Raw genomic sequence first — 20,865 nt, 5'->3', positions numbered from 1 at the left:
GCCGGCCCACGACAGGAAAACGAGAAGGGTTTCCATTACGCACCAACGCTTGTTCTGAGTAGCAAGCAATTTCGCGTTACTCACACGGTTGTGTGAAACACGGTCAGGCGCGGCCGACCGTACTCGTGACAGACCGTGCCTTTTCGCGGAATTCCCCGGAGCTTTTCGGCTCGATCCACCTGGTGAGGTGATCATTCGGCCGGCGCGCCGGAAATACGGTGCGCAACCGGGCGGCTACGGCTGCCGTGACAAAGGGCCCTGGCCGTCTCGATCGGGATTCGGCGACCAGGGCCCTGGGTGAGAACGGTCCGCCCGGTGGGGCTATTCCATCGGCAGCCCGTCGACCCAGCGCGGCAGCGGGACCAGCCGCCAGTCGTGGGCGTAGAGCACGTGCCGGCGCCCGTCGAACACATGCTCGCCGCCGGGCACGGGATGGCAGTCGGCGAACTCGAGCATCGCCGCCCAGTAGTCCGGGTCCGACCACGTCGAGTAGCTGCGGGCCAGTCCGGGCTCCCGCATCACCGCCGTCAAGCAGTGCTGGAGCATCATGTCCATGGCGTCCGACGGGCGGCGCGGCGCGCTGGGATCGATGAGGAACCGGACGACCCCGAAATGCTCGTCTTCACCGAGCCCGTCGGCGGCCCGGCAGTGCGCCCACGCGGCGGCGACCACCGGGTCGGCTTCGAGCTCACCGGGGTCCTCCGTGGCGAACGACAACCGGACCATGAACGCCGATGGCCGCCCCGAGTCGTAGTCGCGGTACACCGTGACGTTCTGCGGCTGGCGGGCAAGCCAGTACGCGACAAGTCGCGCGGTCTCTTCGCCTTCGGCGCAGCGCGCCATCCCCACCAGCGCCGAGTGGTCCTCGGGCCGGTAGGTGTCCTCGTACAGCCGGTGGTCACCGCTGTGGCTGACATAGCGCGGCGCCATGTCGCCCATGCTGCGGATGTATTGGGTGACCTCGGACATCGCCGCGGGCTCGTGCCCGGAGCGCACGTTGTCCACGAGATGCCGCAGGGCACGCCGGTGCATTTCCTGGTGGGCGCCCGCGCCGCCGTCCGTGTCGCGCCGCAGCGCGTGCCGGACCAGTTCGGGCGAGTACAGGCCACGGCGGTCGCTTCGCACGAAAGGCAGGTCGCGCAACCAGTCGTACAGGGCGTCGGCGTCCTCGTCGGGGAACGCGGCCCGGACGAGGTCGACGGTGACGGTCCGGGCGTGCGCGAACAGTCCGAGGGCGGACCCGTGTGACCGCGACGGCGCATCGTGGAACAGCGCCATCAGGAACGTGTACGCGATGTCTTCCCCGGGCTGCCAGCCGTGATCACGGACGGCGAGTTCCGCCGCGAGCGTCAGGGCGAGCGGGTTCCCGCCTGCCGCGGCGAGAACTCCGGGCTGGAGTTCCGCCGGGACACCGTGCGCGTCCAGCAGCCGGGCCGCGACCGGGCGCGGCAGCTCGCCCAGCGCGATCGTGCGCAGCACGGGGAAAGACCAGCCGGGGTCGGAGCGCCACTGCCGGCCGGGCGGGCGCCGCCCGGCGACGACGATGAGCGTGCCCTCCGGCAGCCGGGGCAGGAAACTGGTGCGCAGCCACGTTTCCAGGCCCTGGCAGTGCTCGAATCCGTCCACCAGCAACAGCACACGGTCCTTGTCGAACGCGGCGCGGGCGGCAGTTTCGAACGCGGTCCGGCAGGCGGCGACGTCTTGGCCGCCGACGCGTACGATCGCGTACCCCTCCGCCGCGGCCTCGTCGGCGAACCGGTGCATCAACGCGGTCTTCCCGATCCCCGCCCGGCCGTGCAGGTACAGCATCACCGGGGCGGCCGGGCCTCCGGCGAGTGCCTGGCGGAACGTCACCAGTTCCGCGACCCGTCCCACGAACATTTGTTCGTGCACGCTGAGGGTGTCCGGCATGGCGCCAGCATAGGCACCGGTCAGTGGCAGGAGGCCGGGATAAATACCGTCGTGACATTTGTTTGACCGGCAGGGCCGTTGCGTTGCCCGTTCGGCTCCGGAACTGCCTTTCGTCCTCAATCGCATTCCGAAATTTTTCGCTGCCACGCGCGGGATAGGGTGCCGTTCATGCGATTCGGACTCTTCGTACCACAGGGCTGGCGCCTGGATCTCACCGGAATCGACCCGGCGAAGCACTGGGAAACGATGCTCGGCGTCGCGAAGCTCGCCGAGGACGGACCATTCGAGTCGGTGTGGGTCTACGACCATTTCCACACCGTGCCCGTGCCGACCGCCGAGGCCACACACGAGGCGTGGGCGTTGATGGCGGCGCTCGCGGCGGCGACGAAACGCGTCCGGCTCGGACAGATGTGCACCTGCATGGCGTACCGGAACCCGGCCTATCTGGCCAAATTCGCCGCCACAACGGATGTCGTGTCCGGTGGCCGGGTGGAGATGGGCATCGGTGCCGGCTGGTACGAGCACGAATGGCGGGCCTACGGTTACGGATTCCCGCCGGCCGGGGAACGCCTCGGCAAACTCGACGAGGGCGTGCAGATCATGCGCCGGCTGTGGACCGAGGGCACCGCGACCTTCGACGGGCGTCACTACCAAGTGGACGGCGCAATCTCGCGCCCGCTTCCCTTGCAGGACGGCGGTATTCCACTGTGGATCGCCGGCGGCGGGGAGAAGAAGACGCTGCGGATCGCCGCGCGGTACGCGAACTACACCAATTTTTCGGGCGACGCCGCCGGCTTCGCGCACAAGTCGGAAATCCTTGCCGGGCACTGCAAGGAGGTCGGCACGGACTTCGACGCGATCGTGCGCTCGGCCAACTACAACGTCGTCATCGGCGAGACCGAAAAGGACGTGCGGGAGCGGCTCGAGTGGATCCGCGCGCAGTACCAGCCGCACCTGCCCGCGGACCGGTTGGACGCGGCATACCAGTCGTTCGCGACCGGCCCGCTGGTCGGCACCCCGGAGCAGATCGTGGCGCGGTTGACCGAACTGCGCGAGCTCGGGATGTCGTACGCGATCACGTACTTCGCCGAAGCCGCCTATGACCGCTCCGGTATCGACCTGTTCGCGCGGAAGGTGATCCCGGAACTGACGGACTGAGCCCTGCGCGGGTCACCGCGTGCCGCCGTGCCAGGATTGCCCGGCAACAGCGGAAGAAAGGGCTTTCCGGTGCGGAGCAAGGTTGCCTGGTGTGCGGCGCTGGCCGTGCTGGGCGCGGTGACAGCGACCTCGTGTTCGACCGCGGTGCCCGGCCACCCGCACGGCGCACCATCCGGATCGACCAGCACGCGCGGCTCGGCGATCACCGTCGGCACCATGCATGTCACGCTGCTCGACGGGATGCGCTACACCGAGGCGGCCTCCCCGGGCGGTCTCGACGGGTGCGTGTCCGCGACCTCGGTGCCGTGCGTCGCACAGCTGCGGGATCTGCGCACCGCCTCGGCGGGCCCGCAGTTCACCGCCCCCAGCGGGAACCGGCCCTACGGCTGGCAAACCGGAACCGACGCGCCGCGATGCGTCACCCCGATGGCCATCCCCGGCGCCGCGGCGACCGGCAGCTCGGTGGTGGAACGCGGTTTCGCCCCGATCGGCCCGAAGAAAGCCGAGTACGCCCGGTTCCAGGTCACCTGCGAGGACCCGGCGCAGAACAGCGAAGTCCGCATGTGGTGGCTGCCCACCAGCAAGATTCTCGTCGTCGAGTACGCGAGCACCCCGGTACTGGATGCGCAGCTGGACCAGGTACTGGCGACCGCGACCTTCGGCTGACAGCGCGGTCCACAGTGGACAGTCGGTGCCCGGGGTTGTTTCCCCCGGGGTGCAGCGGGGCATCCATGGGAGATGGACAACGACCACGTGGCGCCCGTGGTGGCGCGGGAGCGAGAGCGCAAGTTCGATCTCGATGCTGGTCAGCCGGTCCCCACCCTGAACGACACGGGGCCGGTGGTCACGCAGGGTGAGCCGGACCGGACGGTGCTGGACGCCGTCTACTTCGACACCGCTGATCACCGGCTGCTGCGCAGCGGGATCACGCTGCGCAGGCGCACCGGTGGGGCGGACGCCGGCTGGCACCTGAAACTGCCTGCGGGATCCGGCGAACGCGACGAGATCCGGCTTCCGCTCGACGCCGGGGACACCACCGTGCCGCAGGAACTCGCCGAGCGGGTCCAAGATCGGATCAACGGCCACGACCTCGTCGAAGTCGCCCATCTGCGGACCGAGCGATACAGCTACGGCCTGGTGAACCGGGCGGGCAGGCGGATCGCCGTCCTCGCCGACGACCACGTCACCGCGGAGGTCGCCGGCCCCACGGCCCACCTCGACGGCTGGCGCGAACTGGAAGTCGAACTCGAACCCGGCACCGATCCGCGGCTGCTGGACACCGTCAGCGACGAGCTGATGCGCACCGGCGCCCGCCCCGCGCACTGGCCATCCAAACTCAGCCGGTTACTCGCCGACGTCCTGCCGCGGCAGGACGACATCGGCAAACGCGCCACCGCGGGCGAGGTGGTCATGGCCTACCTGCGCAAGCAGGTCGACGCGGTGCGACGACACGACCTGGGGGTGCGCCGCGACGCCGACGATTCGGTGCACCAGCTCCGCGTGGCGATGCGACGGCTCCGCAGCGGCCTGTCCAACTTCCGCCGCGTACTCGACCGCGAACACACCACGGCCCTGTCGGAAGAGCTGAAATGGGCCGCCACGGTGCTGTCCGACGCCCGCGACACCCAGGTACTGCGCGCCTGGTTCGAGGACGAACTGTCCACCCTCGGCGAGGACTCCGACCTCCGCACCGCGCGCCTGGCCCTGACCCGGCACTTCGACCAAACAGCCGCGGACGCCCGCGCCGCCATCCTCGACATGCTCAACGGCCCGCGCTACGCCGCGCTGCTGGGCTCGCTGGAAGACCTGATCGCCGACCCGCCGCTCACCGAGCGCGCCGGCGAACCCGCCCAGACCGAACTGCGCCACGCTCTGGCCCGCGCGCACCGCCGCCTGACCAAAGCCGCGGACGCACTCGACGACACCCAGGACACACACGAGGTGGACGCCGGCCTGCACGAAACCCGCAAGAAAGCCAAACAGGCCCGCTACACCGCCGACGCGGCCAAGGCCACGTTCGGTAAGCGAGTGGGGCGCTGGCGCAAAACCGCGAAGGCCATCCAAGGCACCCTCGGCGACCACCACGACCTGGTCGAGGCGCGGGCGCTGCTACAACGCTTGCGGCAGAACGACATCACACCGGAAACCGCGTTCGTATTCGGCAGCCTGCACGAGCGGGCGCGGGCGCGCGGCACGACATTGCACCTGCGGTTCAACCAGCATTGGGAAAAGCTCGGCGAACCCACCTGAGGTCACGAAACCAGGGCCATCCCGAGATAGGCGGCGCCCAGCCCGGCCACCAGGCTCACCACCACGTTCAGCCCGGCCATCAGCCACGCCCGCAGCTGCAGCAACCGAAGCGTCTCGTAGCTGAACGTCGAGTACGTCGTCAGCGCGCCGCAGAAACCCGTGCCCAGCAACGCGAACAGCGCGGACGGCAGACCAGTCAGCACGCCCAGCAGGAAACAGCCGAGGACGTTGACCACACACGTGCCCCACGGGAACACCGAGTCATGCCTGCTCTGCACCGCGCGGTCGAGCAAGTACCGGGCCGGCGCGCCCACCGCGGCCCCCACCGCCACCAGCAGCACCGTCACCAGGCCACCTTTTCCCGGCGGGACAACGCCGCGGTGGTCACCGCGAAACCGGCCGAGACCGCGAGCAGTGCGCCGAGCACGGTAGTCACCATGTACAGCATCGCCAAGGCCGGCTGGTGCGCGTTCAGCTGATGCACCACGTCGACCGTCGCAGTCGAGAACGTCGTGTAACCACCGAGAACACCGACACCGGCGAACGGGCGGATCAGCTGCTGCCGAGGCCAGAGCCGGCCGATCAGCGCCATCAACACCCCGATGAGCAGGCAGCCGGACAGGTTGACCAGCCACGTCGCCCACGCCCACTGCCCTGGCTCGTGCGGGATCAGCACACCGACGCCGTACCGGGCGAGCGCACCGCAGACCCCGCCGAGAGAGATCGCACAGAGCACCGCGGCCGGATGTTCGCGCAGCTCCCGCCGCTGGGCGGGGACAGCAAGGGAGACATCGGGGTCCACCGGTTCCTGCACCAGGCCTCCTACCAGCAGGATCGACACACTGGCAGGGACCGTTGGCGAATGGTTCGCGGTTCACCCTGAGCGGGTCCGGCGGGCCCCACCGCCGACCATCACCCTAAGGCATCGGCCAACGCGCGATCACCCCGGCCCGATCTCCTCGATCCACATCCGCAACGCGGCCCGGCTGTCACGCAGCGCCCGCGCCGGCTCGCCGAGACCGGACAGCGCACGCCGCCGGCGTTCCAGTTTCGCCGACCGGTAGCGCGGGAAGGCCAGCCTCAGGCTCAGGTCCAGCATTTCCGTGTGGTAGCACAGCAGTTCACCGATCCGGCACGGCAGCGATCCCGCCTCGTCGTCCTCGCACAGGTCCAGCGCCCAGCCCTGCAGGCGGGCGTACTCAGCGCCGACCCGGCGGCCACGCCGCGCCACCGACCCCGGCGTCTCCCCCGGCCCGCCACACGCCGCGATCACCGCGTCCGCCTCGGCCTGCAACTCCACGGCCCGGTCCGCCAGCTGCAGCAAGGTGGACAGCCGCAGCAACCGGGCGGCGGCCGGGTCGAGCTGGATCGTGCCCTGGCCGTCGCGGCGGGCGGGGACGCGCCACCACAAGCGCATACCTCACGATACCGTCACCGCACCCGCGACGGTGTCCACAATAGACAGTTTGCCGGACCGCGCCCCACTTGGTTAGCTGGGCCGATGAGCGCTGACGAGGTGCGCGACGGTGTCTCGCTGACCCATCTGGACCAGACGCTGTTCGACGGCGCCGCGGCGGTGAAGCGCGATCTCGTGGACTACCTCGACGCCGTGTCCGCCCGGATGATCCCGCACCTGCGGGGCCGCCCACTGTCGGTGATCCGCGTGCTGCGCGGGCAGGACGCCTTCATGCAGAAGAACCTGCCGAAATACACCCCGGACTGGGTGCCGCGCACCACGATCTGGGCCGAAAGCTCCCAGCGCAAAGTCACCTACGCGCTGTGCGACGACCGGCCGACCCTGCTGTGGTTCGCCAACCAGCGCGCCATCGAGTATCACCCCGCGCTGGCCCACGCCACCGAACCCCACCACCCGACCCATCTGGTACTCGACCTCGACCCACCCGAGCAGGACGACTCGTTCACCCTCGCGGTCCGCGCCGCACACCTGGTCCGCCAGGCGCTCACCGACGCCGGGCTCGCCGGCGCGGTGAAAACCAGCGGCGCCAAGGGAGTGCACGTGTTCGTCCCGCTGACCGGGCATGACGCCGAAGAAGCGGCGGCCGCCGGGCGCGCGCTCGCCGCCAGGGCCGAGCGGCTCGACCCCGCGGTCGCGACGACCGCGTTCATCCGGGAAGACCGTGGCGGCAAGGTTTTCCTCGACTCGACACGGGCCGGCGGCGCGACCGTCGTCTCGGTGTACAGCCCGCGGGCCCGGCCGGGCCTGCCGGTGTCGTTCCCCCTTGCGTGGGAAGAGATCGACGACGTCGCACCCGGCGACTTCACCGTCCACACAGCACTGTCCATACTCGACGGACGGGACCGCTGGGCCGAGCTGATGCCGCGGCCCCAGCGCATCCCCGCCGACGTCCTCGACGAAGGCCGCGCCATCCCGGTGGCCAGGGTGCAGGCGATGCACGAAGGCAAGCGCCGCGCCAAGGCCCGCCGGGAGGCCGGCGAGAAGTGACCCGGTGCCCGCGGCCGCGGGAGAGCGCGGGCACCGGATCTCGGGCGTGGGCTACCGGCGGGCGGTCAGCCCGTAGCCGTACGGGAACAACGGCTGGTAGTCACGGTCCCCGACGTTGACCGGCTCCTGAGCCTCGCTGCGCGGCCACGACACCGGCAGCTTCCCGGTGAACGGCTTCGTGCCGAACAGCACATCCGCCACCCCGGCGCCCTCGCTGCCCGGCAGCCACGACATCACCAAAGCGTCCATCTTGGACAGTTCGTCGGTGACGATCTGCGGGCGCCCGGCCACATCCAGCACCACACAGGTCCTGATCGCGCCACACACCTTGTCGATGTTCGCCCGGTCGGCCGCCGAGATGTTCAGCGTGTGGCCGTTGCCGACATCGCCGACCCCCTCGGCGTACGGGGTCTCGCCGATGACCACCACGCCCACATCCGAACCGGCCGTCGGCGCCGACGCGTCCGCGCTGTAGGTGACATCATGCGCCACCTGCTGGATGCCCTGCAGGATCGTGGTGCCGGGGAAACTCGTGTTCCCCGGCTGGCCCTGCCAGGTGACCGTCCAGCCACCGGCCTGGTTCCCCAGATCGTTCGCGTTCACCCCGGCCACATAGATCTTCTGTGACGGCTTGAGCGGCAGCGCCCGGCCGGAGTTCTTGAGCAGCACCTGCGACTGCGCGACCGCCTGACGGGCCACCGCCCGGTGCTGCGGCGAACCGATCGTGCCGATGTTCGTGCGGTCGGTGTAGGGATGCTCGAACAGGCCCAGCTCGAACTTCGACGTCAGGATCCGGCCCACCGCGTCGTTGATCCGGGCGAGCGAGACCCGGCCAGCCTGCACCTCGGCGGTCAGCGCCTGCTCGAACTGCGGCGCGCTAGACGGCTCCATGAACATGTCGATGCCCGCGTTGACCGCGGTCCGCACCTGCGTCGCGTAGTCCCCTGGCAACTGGTGGATGGCCTCCCAGTCACTGATCAGGAACCCGTCGAAGCCGATCTTGCGCTTGAGCACGTCGGTGAGCAGTTCCTTGTTGGCGCTCATCTTCACCGGTGCGCTGCCGGGCCGGTCGGTCCACTGCACACTCGAGAACGACGGCATGATGCTGCTCGCGTCGTGCTCACGCACGGCCGTGACATACGGCGCGAGGTCGATCCTGGCGAAATGCTCCCAGTCGGTGATCGTGACGCCCTGGTCGATGGTGTACGTGCCATTGGCCGACGTGCCGTAGGTGGTGTCCCCGTCACCGGCGAAATGCTTCGGCGTGGCCAGCACCCGGTCGTTGCGCGCCAGGTCCCTGCCGCCGTCGCCCTGGAAGCCGTCGATCGCGGTTTCCATTTGCTGCACCAGCTTCGGGTCCTCACCGAAGCTTTCGTAGGTGCGCCCCCAGCGCTCGTCGCGGGTCACGCACACACACGGCGCGAACACCCACTGCGGACCGGTCGCCCTGGTCTCGGTCGCGGTGATGTGCTCGACCTGTTCGACGAGACCGGGATCGCGGGTCGCGCCAAGCCCGACGTTGTGCGGGAAGATCGTGGCGCCGACAAGGTTGTTGTCGCCGTGCACCGAGTCGATGCCGTACAGCAGCGGGATGTGCAGGCGGGTCGCCAGCGCCTTCGACTGGTAGCCGTCGATCATGTCGGCCCAGCCGGACGGGGTGTTCCGGGCCGGGGTCGAGCCGCCGCCGGAGAGGACGGATCCGAGGGCGAGCGACGTGATCTGGTCCTGGTCGGCGTCGATGGCGCCGCGCTCGGCCTGGGTCATCTGGCCGATCTTCTCCGCGAGTGTCATCCGGCCGAGCAGGTCGGCGACCCGTTGCGGGACGGGCAGCCGGGCGTTGAGGTAGGCGGGAGTCCGTTCGGTGAGGTCCGGGGCCGCGGTGGCGGGCACCGTGGTGGCGGTCAGCGCGACGGCCGCCAGCACGACACCGGCGAACCAGGCGCGTCTGAGTACATGCGCTCTCACGCAGTCCTCCTTCTTTGCAGGACGAAGCACAAAGTTGCGGCTCACAACATATTCCGGAATCGGGCAGCACGGAATACGCCGAAAGTCGCATTCACGACAGTGGTTCAGTCCAGAAGGTCTAGTCCAACCGCTCAGCGCCACCACGGCCGGTGCCGCACCCGCGCCACCGCCGTCGCCGGGCCGGCCAGCTCGGTCAGCCTCGGCATCAGATGCTTGAGATGCTCACTCACCCACAGCGCACACGACAGATCCGCCACGGTCACCCCGTCGCCCGCCAGCGGATCCCGGTACGACGGCGGCGCGAGCGTCGGCAGCGTGCCGCGGTCCGTCCGGTCCAGCCGCGAGCCGAGGTAGTCACACCACGCCGCGATCTGCCCCGCCTGCTCACTCAGCGACTGCCGCACCGGATCGGCGCCGACGTCCGGGCTCGGCAAGCCCGCCAGCGAATGCGCCGTCAGCCGGGCCCGCAGCGTGCCCGACGTCAGCCGCCACAGATCTTCCTTCGGCACCCGCTTGGACCCCCGCTCGGCGAGATACCCGCGCAACGCGTCATCCAGCCGCACCCCCGCGGCGATCGCGGCCGCCGGTTCGGGCAGCGTGTGCCGGAGCCCGAGCGCCCAGTCCACCGCGTGTACCAGGTACGCCCCGCCGGTGCGCAACGCGTCGGCGAGATCATCGGCCACCAGCCTCGACGCGCCACGCGGCCAGAACAACACCCCGATCACGACGCTCACCGCGCAGCCCAGCGCCACGTCCTCGATCCGCACCACGCCGATCTGCCACCCCGCCGGCGCGAGCAGGTTGAACAGCACCGAAATCACGACCGTGAACGCCGCCTGCCCCGCGGCGAACGGCAACGCCCCCGGCGCATACGCCGCCACGAACACCGCCACCGGCAACGCGATCCACAACGCCACCGGTCCCGTGCCGATCCCCAGCAACAACACGGCACCCAGCACGAACCCGACGGCCGTGCCCAGCAACGCGCGCAGCGCCGTCGCCCCCGTCGACGTCGCATTGGTGCGCAGTACCGACAACGTGCCCAGCACCACCCAGAACCCGTGCTCGACCCCGGTCAGATCGGCGACCGCGACCGCCGCGGCCAGCGCCAGCGCACCGCGGACACTGTTGAGGAACCACACCGACCGCAGGCTCGCGTGCCGCGAGGCGATCCCGGCCGCCGCGGTGAGCCGTCGCTCGACCACCTCCGGCTCGGCCCGGCCCACCGCGATCAGCGCATCGGCCGCCGCCGTGTGCGCGGCAACCGCCGTCGTCCGCGCATGGAAGGACAGGTGCAGCGCGTCGGCATAACCGTCGCGATCGGCACGCAGCCGCCGCAGGTACGCCACGCTCTCGCCGAGACTCCGCTCGAGCCGGTCGAGCTCGACCCGCGCCGGCTCACCGTCGAGCACCACCCCGATCGTGCGCAACACCTCGCTGGTATCGGTCAGCAGCCGCCGTTCCACTTCGGCGACACCGCGCAGATCGCGGAACTCCCCCAGGCTGTCGATCACCACGAACGTGCACCACTCCAGCAACGCGACGAGACTGTCCATCGCCTGGTCGGCCGCGGCCAGCCCGGTCGGCCGGTACGGGGTCGCGGTGAACGTCGTCATCAAGTCGTGCTTCGCCGCGATCGACGCCGCGCGGTACTTCGCGTCGGTGTCCCCGCGCAGCGCGGCATCGAGCTGATCCGCGAGCGTATGGGCGCTGCGCGCGGCAGCCCGCCGCAACGCGAAACCCGGGGACCGCGGGGAAAACACCAGCACCGCGATCGTCCCGGCGACCGAGGCCAGCCACCAGCCCTCCAGGCGCGACAACACCAGGCTCAGCTCACCCGGCGACGCCGCCGGCAGCACATACGCGAGCAAGGCGGCCGGGCCGGCCGAGGCCGCATTGGGTCCCCCGACCCCCGCGAACAACACGGCGAACGCCAGCGGGACAGCCACCAGCGAAGCCAGCACCACTGACGAACTCACCGCCGTGCCGATGACGAGCAGCACACTGCCCGTGACCGCCAGCCCGAAATGCGCGCGCAGCTTCCGCCGCCAGTCACCGCCGAAGGACGCCAGCACCAGCGTGGCGAACCCGCCGAACGCGGCGAACGTCGCGACCTGCAGGTCACCGATCACCTGGTAGCCGATCGCGAAGATTCCGGGCAGGACGACCGTGGCCCGCACCGCGCGCATCGCCGCCGGCTTCGACCACACCGGCAGCCAGCCCGGCCGCGTGCGGGCCGGCGGAGGCGACTGCTCCCCGGATCTGGCGTCGACCGCCGAACCGCTGGACACCGCCCGATGATAGGCCGACCCGCCGCTAAAGTAGATGCCGTAACAACGGACGAGGGGTCATGGAACTCGGCATCTACAGCTTCGGCGACCGCACCGCCGACCCACTGACCGGCGAGCAGGTCTCGGTCGCGGACAAGCTTTCCCAGACCCTCGAGCGGATCAGGCTCGCCGACGAACTGGGCCTGTCCTTCTACGGCCTCGGCGAGCACCACCTCGACCAGTTCGCGATCTCCAGCCCCGGCACCGTACTCGCCGCCGCCGCGAGCATCACCAGCCAGATCACCCTCTCCACCGCGGTCACCGTACTGTCCACAGAGGACCCGGTGCGGCTGTACCAGCAATTCACCACCCTCGACCAGCTCAGCCGCGGCCGCGCCGAACTCCTCGCCGGGCGTGGCTCCTTCACCGAGTCCTTCCCGCTGTTCGGCGCGGACCTCGACGAGTACGACGAACTGTTCGAGGAAAAACTGGCGCTGCTGCTGCACATCGACCGCGAAGACCCGATCACCTGGTCCGGGAAGTACCGGCCGCCCTTGCACAACGCCCGCGTCCTCCCCCGCCCCTACCGCGACCACCTGCGCATCTCCGTCGGCACCGGCGGCCACCCCGAATCCTCCATCCGCGCCGGACTCCTCGGGCTGCCCGTGGTGTACGCGGTCATCGGCGGTGAACCCGAACGGTTCGCCCCGCTGGTCGATCTCTACCGGCGCGCCGGGGAATCCGGCGGCCACGGGAAGGAGGACCTGCACGTGACGATGGGCGCCATCGGCCTCATCGCACGGGATTCGCAGGACGCGAAGGACACTTTCTACCCGTACTGGCTCGAGACGATGAAGTACGGCGCCCGCGCCCGCGGCTGGACCGTGCCGACCCGCGCGCACTACGACGAATGGACCCGCGGCGCGCGATCGATCTTCGCCGGCAGCCCGGGTGAGGTCGCGGACCGGCTGATCAGCGTCGGCAGGCTGACCGGCGCGGACCGGTACGCGATGCAGATGGACTGGTCCGGTGTGCCGCACGACAAGGTGATGACGGCGATCGAACTGCTGGGCACCGAAGTACTTCCGCTGGTACGCAAGGAACTCGGCGACTGAAATCCCGCGGCGGCCCGTGTCCTGGGTACCGTTGCGGGAAGAGGTGCCGCATGCCCCCTGAATTCACGCCCACCCGGCGCCGGGTCCTCATCGGCGGGGCCGCCGCGCTCGGCGCGGCCGCGCTGGCCGGCGTCGCCATGCCCACCGGACGCCACGGTCAGTTTTCGCTCGGCGTCGCGTCCGGAGATCCGTTGCCGGACGGGGTGATGTTGTGGACCCGGCTCGCGCCGGACCCACTGGCACCCGACGGCGGCATGACCGGCGACGGTGTGCCGGTCGAATGGCAGGTGGCCACCGACGAGCGGTTCGCGACCATCGTGCGCTCCGGGGTCACCACGGCACTGGCCGCCGAGGCGCATTCGGTGCATGTCGCCGTGTCCGGGTTGCGGCCGGGCGCGGAGTATTTCTACCGGTTCCGGGCCGGCGGCGAGCTGAGCCCCGTGGGACGCACTCGGACAGCGCCCGCACCCGGCGCGCGGGTGGACCGGTTCTCGTTCGCCTTCGCCAGCTGCCAGCGGTACCCGGACGGTTTCTACAACGCCTACGACCATCTGGCGCGCGAGGATGTCGATCTCGTGGTGTTCCTCGGTGACTACATCTACGAAGGTGGGTCCCAGGGCCGGATCGGGCGCGGGCACCGGCCGGACCACCAGCTCGCGACGCTGGCGGACTACCGGATCCGGTTCGCCCAGTACAAAAGCGATCCCGCGTTGCAGGCGGTCCACGCGGCATTCCCGTGGATCCCGGTGTTCGACGACCACGAAGTGGAGAACAACTGGGCCGGCGACCGTTCCGAAAGCGGGATACCGGTGCCCGAGTTCCGGGCGCGACGGGCCGGCGCCTTCCAGGCCTACTGGGAACATCAGCCGCTGCGCGCCCGTCCCGCCGGGCCGTCGCTGCTGATTCACCGGCGGCTGACGTTCGGTGACCTCGTCGATTTCCATGTCCTCGACACCCGGCAGTACCGCAGCGCGCAGGTTCCCGAAGCACAGCGCGGAAACCCGGGGCGCACGATTCTCGGCGCACAGCAGAAGGCCTGGCTGTTCGCGAACCTCGCCGCGAGCCAGGCGCGGTGGAATGTGCTTGCGCAGCAAGTGTTCTTCTCGCAACTGAATCCGGCACCCGGCTGGCAGACTCGCAACGACGACGCGTGGGACGACTATCTCCCCGAGCGCGAGGAAGTACGGGATCACCTTGCCACTACCCGGAATCCGGTGGTGATCACCGGCGACGCGCATTGCGGCTACGTGTGCGACATCAAGGCGGATTTCGACAATCCGTTGTCCCGCACGGTCGGCGCGGAGTTCGTCGGCACCTCGATCACGTCCGAAGGCGACGGTGTGGACCGGACCCCGGGTGATATCGCGCAGCTGCGCGTCAATCCGCATATCCGTTTCGTCAACCGCAAACGCGGATACGTGCGATGCTCGGTCACGCCCGATTCCCTGGTGGCCGATTACCGCGCCGTCGATTACGTGTCACGACCCGGTTCACCCGTCGGTACCCTTGGCCGGTTTGTGATCGTGAGTGATGAACCCGGGGCGCGCCAAATTTTTTAGCCCGGAAATCGGCGGCTGTATAGGTCGTTATACAGCTTGAATCGGAGCCGAACCGTGGCTTTCCCGCGTCGCCTCGTCGAACGCGACGATGGCCGCCGCGAGCGCGGACGCTCGTGCCTCCAGTGCCGCTGCGCCTTTCTCGGCCGTCGCCTCCGTGGCGCCGCCCGTCGAACCGCCGGCGCGGGCCCACTCGCCGTGGCGTTCCACGGTGAGACCCGGATAGGGCCGCTGTGCGAACAACCCGGCCACCTCCGGACGCGGGCCCGGTTCGCCGACCAGTTCCGGGTGGGTGGCGAGCATCAGCGAGGTCTCGAACTCCCCCGCGTGCCCGACGTTCTGGAACTCCCCGAGCGACCAGTACGAGCAGGCCGCGAGCGCGACATCGGCCCGCAGGGCGTACTGCTTCACCGCGAGCCGCATGATCTCGTCGTTGCCACCGTGGCCGTTCACGATCAGCACGCGCCGGAATCCGCTCTGTACCAACGAATCCAGCACGTCGGCGAGGACCGCCTGCAGGGTATGGGCGGTGAGTGAGACCGCGGCCGCGAACAGGTGATGCGGGCTGTGGCCGAACGGCAACGCGGGTAACCGCACGAGGAGCGGGTCGTCACCGAGCCGCGCCAGCGCACCGTCCACGACCGCCGACACGAGCATGGTGTCGGTCCCCATCGGCAGGTGCGCGCCATGCTGTTCCTGCGAGCCGATCGGCAGCACGGCGACGGCCCCACCACGGCCGGCGGCTCTCACCTCGTGCCAGGTCATCCGGGTCAGTTCACGCATGCGGACTCCGTCCCACGTCAGGTGTGATCACAGATCACATTACTGCAGCGAGCGCCGGAGGATGCGCATCAATTCCGGGCGCAGCCCGGGGCAGACGGCGATCGTCGCCGCGGAATCCACGGTGTGGCCGGTGTCGTCGGCGTCGAGGACGAGCCCGCCCGCTTCCCGGACCAGGAGCACCCCGGCCAGCGTGTCCCACGGCAGGTTCGCCAGGATGACCGCCGCCTCGAGCTTCCCGTCCGCGACCCACGCGAGATCGACCGCGGCCGTGCCGAGCATCCGGATCCGTTGCGCGCGGGCACCCAGCTCGGCCAGCAATGCCAGCCGGGCGCGGTTCTTGGCCTCGGCGCCCTCCCCCACGGCGAAGTCCCCGATCGCGATCATCGCGTCCGCCAGCTCGGTCGCGCCGGACACGCCGATGCGCGAATCTCCCGCATACGCACCGAAACCTTCCACCGCGGCGTACCCGGCGCCGAGGAACGGCAGATCGATCGCGGCCAGCACGGCACGCTGCCCGTCGACGAGCGCGAGCGACACCCCGCACAACGGGATGCCGCGGGCGAAGTTCGCGGTCCCGTCCACCGGATCCAGCGTCCACCACATCCCACCAGGCGGACCGGTGCGGCCGTGTTCCTCACCGAGAACCCCGATCTCCGGGGTCTCCCGGGTGAGAAACTCACGCACCGCCTCCTCGACGGCAATGTCCACATTGGTCACCAGATCGCGTTCTCCCTTGCTGGAGACCGAAAGCGGGGTGTCCCCACGCACGATCCGGCGCGCGATCGCGACCGCTTCCCGCGCCAGCGGCAGCAGCGCCCGGTGATCAGCCATGCCGCTCGCGCACCGCGACCTGGTCCAGCTGCGGCAGATCATGGCCCAGCCTGTCCCGTTTGGCGCGCAGATACGCGATGTTGTTGTCATTGGGCGGCATCAGCAACGGCACCCGCGCGGTGACCTCGATCCCGTGCGCCTCCAGTGAGGCGATCTTGTCCGGATTGTTCGACATCAACCGCACCGACCGGACCCCGAGATGGGTCAGGATCCGCGCCGCCGGGGTGTAGTCACGCACGTCCACGGGCAGGCCGAGGCTCGTCGCCGAGTCCACCGTGTCCAGTCCCTGTTCGTCCTGCAGCACATGGGTCCGGACCTTCGCGACCAGACCGATCCCGCGGCCCTCCTGCCCGCGCAGGTACACCAGGATCCCGCTGCCCTCACCGACAATCGTGTCGAGCGCGGCCCCCAGCTGCTCACCGCATTCGCACCGCATCGCGCCGAAGATGTCACCGGTCATGCATTCCGAATGCACCCGCACGAGCACGTCGTCACGCAGCGGCGGCCCGCCGTGCACGAGCGCCATGTGCTCGTGGCCGCCGTGGGCGAACGCGACGGCGCGGAACTTCCCGCGCCGCGTGACCAGTTCGGACTCGGCGACGTCTTCGTCAGCGAACATCGAGTGCATCCGCTCCCCTCATTCCCATGGTTCGGGCCGCGCTTTCCCGGTATACACGACAAATGGACTTGTTGCCGTTCACGACCAGCACCGAAACCGCCGAAAGTGAGGCGGCGGTGGCCATCCTGCCGGTCGGAAGTTTCGAGCAGCACGGCGCTTTTCTGCCGTTGAGCACCGATACCGTCATCGCCTGCACACTGGCCGCGGAAATCGCGGGCGCATATCCGCTGCGACTGCTGCCGCCAGTCACGATCTCATGTTCGCACGAGCACGCGGCGTGGCCGGGCACGGTCAGCATTTCCGCGAAAACCCTGTATTCGGTCATCACCGACATCGCCGATTCCCTTCGTGACGGCGGAATCCGCCGGCTGGTTCTCATCAATGGCCATGGTGGCAACTACGTGCTCTCCAATGTGGTCCAGGAAAGCCGCGGTGGCATGGCCCTTTTCCCCGGTCTCATCGAGTGGGACGAAGCACGGGCCGTGGCCGGGCTCGAGACCTCCGGCGACACCGACATGCACGCCGGCGAACTGGAGACCTCGATCCTGCTGCACGCCCACCCGGAGCTTGTCCGGCCCGGCTACGAAACGGCCGATTCAGTCCACGACGACCGGCGCCATCTGCTGACGACGGGGCTGGATCACTACACGAAGTCCGGGGTACTCGGGCGCCCGTCGCTCGCCTCCGCCCGCAAGGGCGAGCTCGTGCTCGGGGCGCTCGTGACCGCGTTCGGCAGCCACCTGGCGCGGCTCGGGTGACCGGCGCCGGAACAGCACGATCGCCCCGGGCAGTGCGGCGAGCAGCGTCAGCACGCCGTACACGACGGCGGCGGTGACACCCTGGGCCGCGCCGAGGCCCGCGGCGCCGAACGCGACCGCGGAGAACGCCTCGCGCGGCCCGTACCCACCGACGTTCACCGGCAGGCCCATCACCAGCAGCGTCAGCACGATCAGCGGGACCAGTGTGGTCAGCGGCGCGACCACGCCGGTGGCCCGGATCGCGACCAGATACATCGCCACATAGCCGGCGACGGTGAACGCCGACAGCAGCGTCACGCCCGGCAGCGTGGACCGGCCGAGCAGACCGAGACGCGCGTCGGTGAGCGTCGTCGCGATGCCGCCGCGCACCCGGGCCGCGCCCCGGCCCCACCGCGCCCAAGTTGCGAGCGCAGCCACCACGGCGAGCGCGATGATCACCCCGTACACGACACCCCTGGCCGGAACCACCGTCCCGGCCAGGCCGGGGTCGGCCAGCAACACCACGACGGCGACCGCGATCAGCATCAGCTGACCGGCGAACCGTTCCAGCACCACCGCCCGCACCCCGCGCCCCACATCGCCCGACTGCTTGCCGTGGTCGAGCGCGCGATGCACGTCACCGAGGACGCCCGCCGGCAGCACGGCGTTGAGCAACAGCGCCCGGTAGTAGTCCGACACAGCCTCACCGAGGGTGAGGGACAGCCCGAGGCGGCGGGCGATGAGGCACCATCGCCACGCACTGGCCACAGTGGTCAGCAGACCGATCACGAGTGCGGCGGCGATCGACGGGATGTTGATCACCCGCAGACCGTCCACAAAGGCGCCGGTCCCCACATGCCAGACCAGCACACCGAGAATGCCGAACGCCAGCAGCGTTCTCAGCCAGGGCCAGAGTCTGTCGAGCAAGGTGCACCACCGATCGCGAGCAGGTCGACGTGGCCGACCACGACCTCGGCGTGCAGTCGGCGACGTTGGTAGTCCGCGGCGTGCGGCAGCAGCTCGGGCCGCTGTTCGCACGCCGCCTGTACCCATCCACGAAGCCACTGCCGGAAAAGTTCATCCGGACGCAGGTGCCACGCGCTGTCGCGGCGGTGCACGACCGCGCCGCGCCGGACGAACGCCGCCGTCGCGGCCTCGGCGGCATCGGGCCCGAGCAGCCTCCGGCCGCCGGTCACGCGCCGCTGGTGCTCGTTGAACGCGGCGCTGAACTCCGCGTCGAGCGGGTCGGGCGGGGTGAACCCGACCTCACCGGCGACCGAGAGAGTCAGCAGGGCGGGACAACCGGCACCGGTGCATGCCTCGGCGAGCGCGTCGACCTCCTCGGCGGTCAGCAGGTCCAGCAGCGCCGACGCGGTGACGAGCGAGGCGCCTTCCAGGTCCCGCGCGGTCAGTTCGGTGAGATCCCCGGCGCGGATTTCAGCCGGTACCCCGACGTTCGCGGCGGCGCGGGCGAGCAGGCCCGGGTCGCGGTCGTGCAGTACCCAGCGTTGCGGCTGCGGCAGCAGCGGCGCCAGCCAGCGGGCCATCGACCCGGTGCCGCAGCCGAGATCGTGCACGACGAGCGATGTGTCCGGCAGCGCGGCGAGCAACGGATCCAGCAGATCGGCCGCGCGGGCGGCGGCGTCGGCGGATTCGCGCAGGGTCAGCCAGTCCGGGCTGAACCCGGGCGTCACAGCCGGGCCAGCACCGCGGACATCGCCCGGGAAGTTTCGGTCCACGGCGTCAGCTTGCCACGGCGCACGCGCGCCTCGCCGCGCAGCGCGTCCCGCAGGGCGGGGCCGGTGAACCACGACCGGAGCCCGTCCGTCAGCGCGGTCACGTCACCCGGCGCCACGACAATCCCTGCCGCGCCAAGGGTTTCCGCGATTTCGGCGACATCCGTGGCCAGTACCGGAATCCCGCGGGCGAGCGCCTCGGTGACGACCATGCCGTAGGTTTCCGCGAGGGAAGGCAGGACCACCAGATCAGCGCCGCGGTAAGCGCTTTCCAGCGCGTCGCCGGTCAGCGGACCGGCGAGGTGGATGCGCTCGGCGAGCCCGCGGAAGTCGATGAGCGCCCGTACTTCGTCCACATAGGCCGGTGCCCGCCGCAGTGGCCCGGCGAACGTGCACTGCCACGGCCGGCCGATCGAGGCCAGTGCCTCCACCAGCAGCCGCTGGCCTTTTCGCGGGGTCACCGAGGCGACGCACAGCAGCTGCGAAACCCCGTCCGTGCCGGCGGCGAGCGGCGCCGGGTCGGTGCCGGGCGGGACGACGTGGACCTTGGCGGCCGGCAGTTCGTGATGCGCGGCCAGCTGCCGCGCCGCCCATGAGCTGGTCGCGACGACCGCGTGCGCGGCGTGCAGCGTTTCGCGTTCACGCGCGTCCAGGTCGGCCGCGTCACCGGGCGCGAGACCCGTCTCGGCGGCCAGCGGCAGGTGCACCAGCACCGCGACCCGGAGCCGTTGTGCTTGCGGCACCACGACTTCCGGTAGTCCACATGCGACAATCCCGTCCAGCAACACGACGCCGCCGTCCGGGATCGCCGCGAGTGCCGAGGCCAGCCCGGCGCTGGACGCGGGACGCGGCCACGCCCCGGGAAGCGCGATCTCGTGCACGCCGGGCAGCCCTTCGCACACCCGGCGGTCGTAGCTGTTGCCACCGCTGGGCACCGTGACGTCGTCGACGTCGCCGGGCAGCACGACGTGCACGGTCACAGCTCGCGCTCGTAACTCGCCCATGCCACATGGGATTCGTGCAGCGCCACCGTGATCCCGGCGAGCCCGCGGGCACCTTCGCCGAGCGCACCGGCGTGCACGCGTTCGGCGAGCTGATCGGCGATGTGCCTGGCGAGGAACTCGGTCGTGGTGTTGACGCCCGCGAACGCCGGCTCCTCGTCGAGGTTGCGGTAATTGAAGTCGGCGAGGACCTTGCCGAGTTCCGTGGTGGCCAGTCCGATGTCGGCCACGATGTTGTCCTCGTCCAGCTCCGCCCGGCGGAACGTGGCGTCGACGACGAACGTCGCGCCGTGCAGGCGTTGCGCCGGCCCGAAAACCTCGCCGCGAAAACTGTGGGCGATCATCACATGATCGCGAACGGTGATGGAGTACATATGGGCAATCTAGCGGCGCGAAGCGCCTCGACGGGACGACACCGCGGCGCGAAGCGTCACCATCAGGGGTGGTGGCCGGGCGACGGGTGGGGGGT

19 protein-coding genes and 1 pseudogene are annotated in these 20,865 nt (G+C 70.0%); 7 read left to right on the top strand and 13 right to left on the bottom strand.

Going from position 1 to position 20,865, the window contains the following annotated elements; translation table 11 throughout:
* Positions 1–321 precede the first annotated feature (321 nt).
* Positions 322–1,911 carry a P-loop NTPase family protein gene (locus tag GKO32_RS20965; RefSeq protein WP_154758586.1) on the bottom strand — a complete coding sequence of 530 codons (1,590 nt, stop codon included), beginning with the start codon at positions 1,909–1,911 and terminating at the stop codon, positions 322–324.
* A gap of 168 nt (positions 1,912–2,079) precedes the next feature.
* Between GKO32_RS20965 and GKO32_RS20960 the strand changes: the two genes are divergently transcribed.
* The 3 genes from GKO32_RS20960 (at position 2,080) to GKO32_RS20950 (ending at position 5,319) form a co-directional block, all read left to right on the top strand.
* Entirely contained in the window at positions 2,080–3,069 is a 990-nt protein-coding gene (locus GKO32_RS20960; RefSeq protein WP_154758585.1) for an LLM class F420-dependent oxidoreductase, read from the top strand.
* A 69-nt stretch (positions 3,070–3,138) separates the two neighbouring features.
* Positions 3,139–3,735: a hypothetical protein gene (locus GKO32_RS20955; RefSeq protein WP_312868255.1), complete on the top strand. Its 597-nt coding sequence runs from the start codon at positions 3,139–3,141 to the stop codon at positions 3,733–3,735.
* Between the two features lie 72 nt (positions 3,736–3,807).
* Positions 3,808–5,319 (top strand): CYTH and CHAD domain-containing protein, encoded by a 1,512-nt coding sequence (locus GKO32_RS20950; RefSeq protein WP_154758584.1) that lies wholly within the window; start codon positions 3,808–3,810, stop codon positions 5,317–5,319.
* A gap of 2 nt (positions 5,320–5,321) precedes the next feature.
* Here GKO32_RS20950 and crcB read toward each other — a convergent pair whose 3' ends face one another.
* From crcB to GKO32_RS20935, 3 genes are all read right to left on the bottom strand, one after another.
* Positions 5,322–5,666, bottom strand: a complete 345-nt coding sequence (crcB, locus tag GKO32_RS20945; protein ID WP_312868254.1) for a fluoride efflux transporter CrcB — start codon at positions 5,664–5,666, stop codon at positions 5,322–5,324.
* Positions 5,663–6,133, bottom strand: a complete 471-nt coding sequence (locus GKO32_RS20940) for a fluoride efflux transporter FluC (RefSeq protein WP_312868253.1) — start codon at positions 6,131–6,133, stop codon at positions 5,663–5,665. Before GKO32_RS20940 ends, crcB begins: the two co-directional genes overlap by 4 nt.
* Before the next feature lie 126 nt (positions 6,134–6,259).
* Positions 6,260–6,730, bottom strand: a complete 471-nt coding sequence (locus GKO32_RS20935) for a hypothetical protein (protein ID WP_154758583.1) — start codon at positions 6,728–6,730, stop codon at positions 6,260–6,262.
* A gap of 90 nt (positions 6,731–6,820) precedes the next feature.
* Here GKO32_RS20935 and GKO32_RS20930 point away from each other — a divergent pair, with 90 nt between their 5' ends.
* Positions 6,821–7,783, top strand: coding sequence for a DNA polymerase domain-containing protein (locus GKO32_RS20930; RefSeq protein WP_154758582.1), 963 nt, complete (start codon positions 6,821–6,823; stop codon positions 7,781–7,783).
* 51 nt (positions 7,784–7,834) lie between these two features.
* Here the strand turns inward: GKO32_RS20930 and GKO32_RS20925 are convergent, their stop codons facing one another.
* Both GKO32_RS20925 and GKO32_RS20920 read right to left on the bottom strand, forming a co-directional pair.
* Positions 7,835–9,748 carry a glycoside hydrolase family 3 protein gene (locus GKO32_RS20925; protein ID WP_312868252.1) on the bottom strand — a complete coding sequence of 638 codons (1,914 nt, stop codon included), beginning with the start codon at positions 9,746–9,748 and terminating at the stop codon, positions 7,835–7,837.
* Between the two features lie 131 nt (positions 9,749–9,879).
* Positions 9,880–12,039 carry an FUSC family protein gene (locus tag GKO32_RS20920; RefSeq protein ID WP_312868251.1) on the bottom strand — a complete coding sequence of 720 codons (2,160 nt, stop codon included), beginning with the start codon at positions 12,037–12,039 and terminating at the stop codon, positions 9,880–9,882.
* A gap of 59 nt (positions 12,040–12,098) precedes the next feature.
* Between GKO32_RS20920 and GKO32_RS20915 the strand changes: the two genes are divergently transcribed.
* Positions 12,099–13,133: an LLM class flavin-dependent oxidoreductase gene (locus tag GKO32_RS20915; protein ID WP_154758581.1), complete on the top strand. Its 1,035-nt coding sequence runs from the start codon at positions 12,099–12,101 to the stop codon at positions 13,131–13,133.
* A 50-nt stretch (positions 13,134–13,183) separates the two neighbouring features.
* The gene (locus GKO32_RS20910; RefSeq protein WP_154758580.1) at positions 13,184–14,692 is read left to right on the top strand and encodes an alkaline phosphatase D family protein; all 1,509 of its coding nucleotides are present in this window, start codon (positions 13,184–13,186) and stop codon (positions 14,690–14,692) included.
* A gap of 27 nt (positions 14,693–14,719) precedes the next feature.
* On the opposite strand, the gene GKO32_RS20905 is transcribed toward GKO32_RS20910, so the two are convergent.
* The 3 genes from GKO32_RS20905 to GKO32_RS20895 are packed head-to-tail and all read right to left on the bottom strand — an operon-like array spanning position 14,720 to position 16,931.
* A complete protein-coding gene (locus GKO32_RS20905) occupies positions 14,720–15,472 on the bottom strand; it encodes a creatininase family protein (RefSeq protein WP_154758579.1) in 753 nt (250 codons plus the stop codon).
* 39 nt (positions 15,473–15,511) lie between these two features.
* On the bottom strand, positions 15,512–16,303 hold the full coding sequence (locus tag GKO32_RS20900; RefSeq protein WP_154758578.1) for an inositol monophosphatase family protein: 792 nt from the start codon (positions 16,301–16,303) through the stop codon (positions 15,512–15,514).
* Positions 16,296–16,931, bottom strand: coding sequence for a GTP cyclohydrolase II (locus GKO32_RS20895; protein ID WP_154758577.1), 636 nt, complete (start codon positions 16,929–16,931; stop codon positions 16,296–16,298). Before GKO32_RS20895 ends, GKO32_RS20900 begins: the two co-directional genes overlap by 8 nt.
* A 53-nt stretch (positions 16,932–16,984) precedes the next feature.
* On the opposite strand from GKO32_RS20895, the gene GKO32_RS20890 reads away from it, so the two are divergent.
* Complete coding sequence (locus GKO32_RS20890) at positions 16,985–17,680, top strand: creatininase family protein (protein WP_154758576.1); 696 nt, start codon at positions 16,985–16,987, stop codon at positions 17,678–17,680.
* A 90-nt stretch (positions 17,681–17,770) separates the two neighbouring features.
* Here the strand turns inward: GKO32_RS20890 and GKO32_RS20885 are convergent.
* The 4 genes and pseudogenes from GKO32_RS20885 to GKO32_RS20870 all read right to left on the bottom strand — a co-directional run.
* A pseudogene (locus GKO32_RS20885) lies at positions 17,771–18,514 on the bottom strand (lysylphosphatidylglycerol synthase transmembrane domain-containing protein); the annotation flags it as partial.
* 44 nt (positions 18,515–18,558) lie between these two features.
* The gene (locus GKO32_RS20880) at positions 18,559–19,353 is read right to left on the bottom strand and encodes a class I SAM-dependent methyltransferase (protein WP_312868250.1); all 795 of its coding nucleotides are present in this window, start codon (positions 19,351–19,353) and stop codon (positions 18,559–18,561) included.
* Positions 19,350–20,399 (bottom strand): glycosyltransferase family 4 protein, encoded by a 1,050-nt coding sequence (locus tag GKO32_RS20875; protein ID WP_154758575.1) that lies wholly within the window; start codon positions 20,397–20,399, stop codon positions 19,350–19,352. The genes GKO32_RS20880 and GKO32_RS20875 overlap by 4 nt, the downstream gene beginning before the upstream one ends.
* Entirely contained in the window at positions 20,372–20,770 is a 399-nt protein-coding gene (locus GKO32_RS20870) for a 6-pyruvoyl trahydropterin synthase family protein (protein WP_154758574.1), read from the bottom strand. The genes GKO32_RS20875 and GKO32_RS20870 overlap by 28 nt, the downstream gene beginning before the upstream one ends.
* Between the last annotated feature and the right edge of the window lie 95 nt (positions 20,771–20,865).

Source organism: Amycolatopsis pithecellobii, from assembly GCF_009707865.1.
GTDB classification, from domain to species: domain Bacteria; phylum Actinomycetota; class Actinomycetes; order Mycobacteriales; family Pseudonocardiaceae; genus Amycolatopsis_E; species Amycolatopsis_E pithecellobii.
This window is presented reverse-complemented; position numbering and strand designations above follow the sequence as displayed.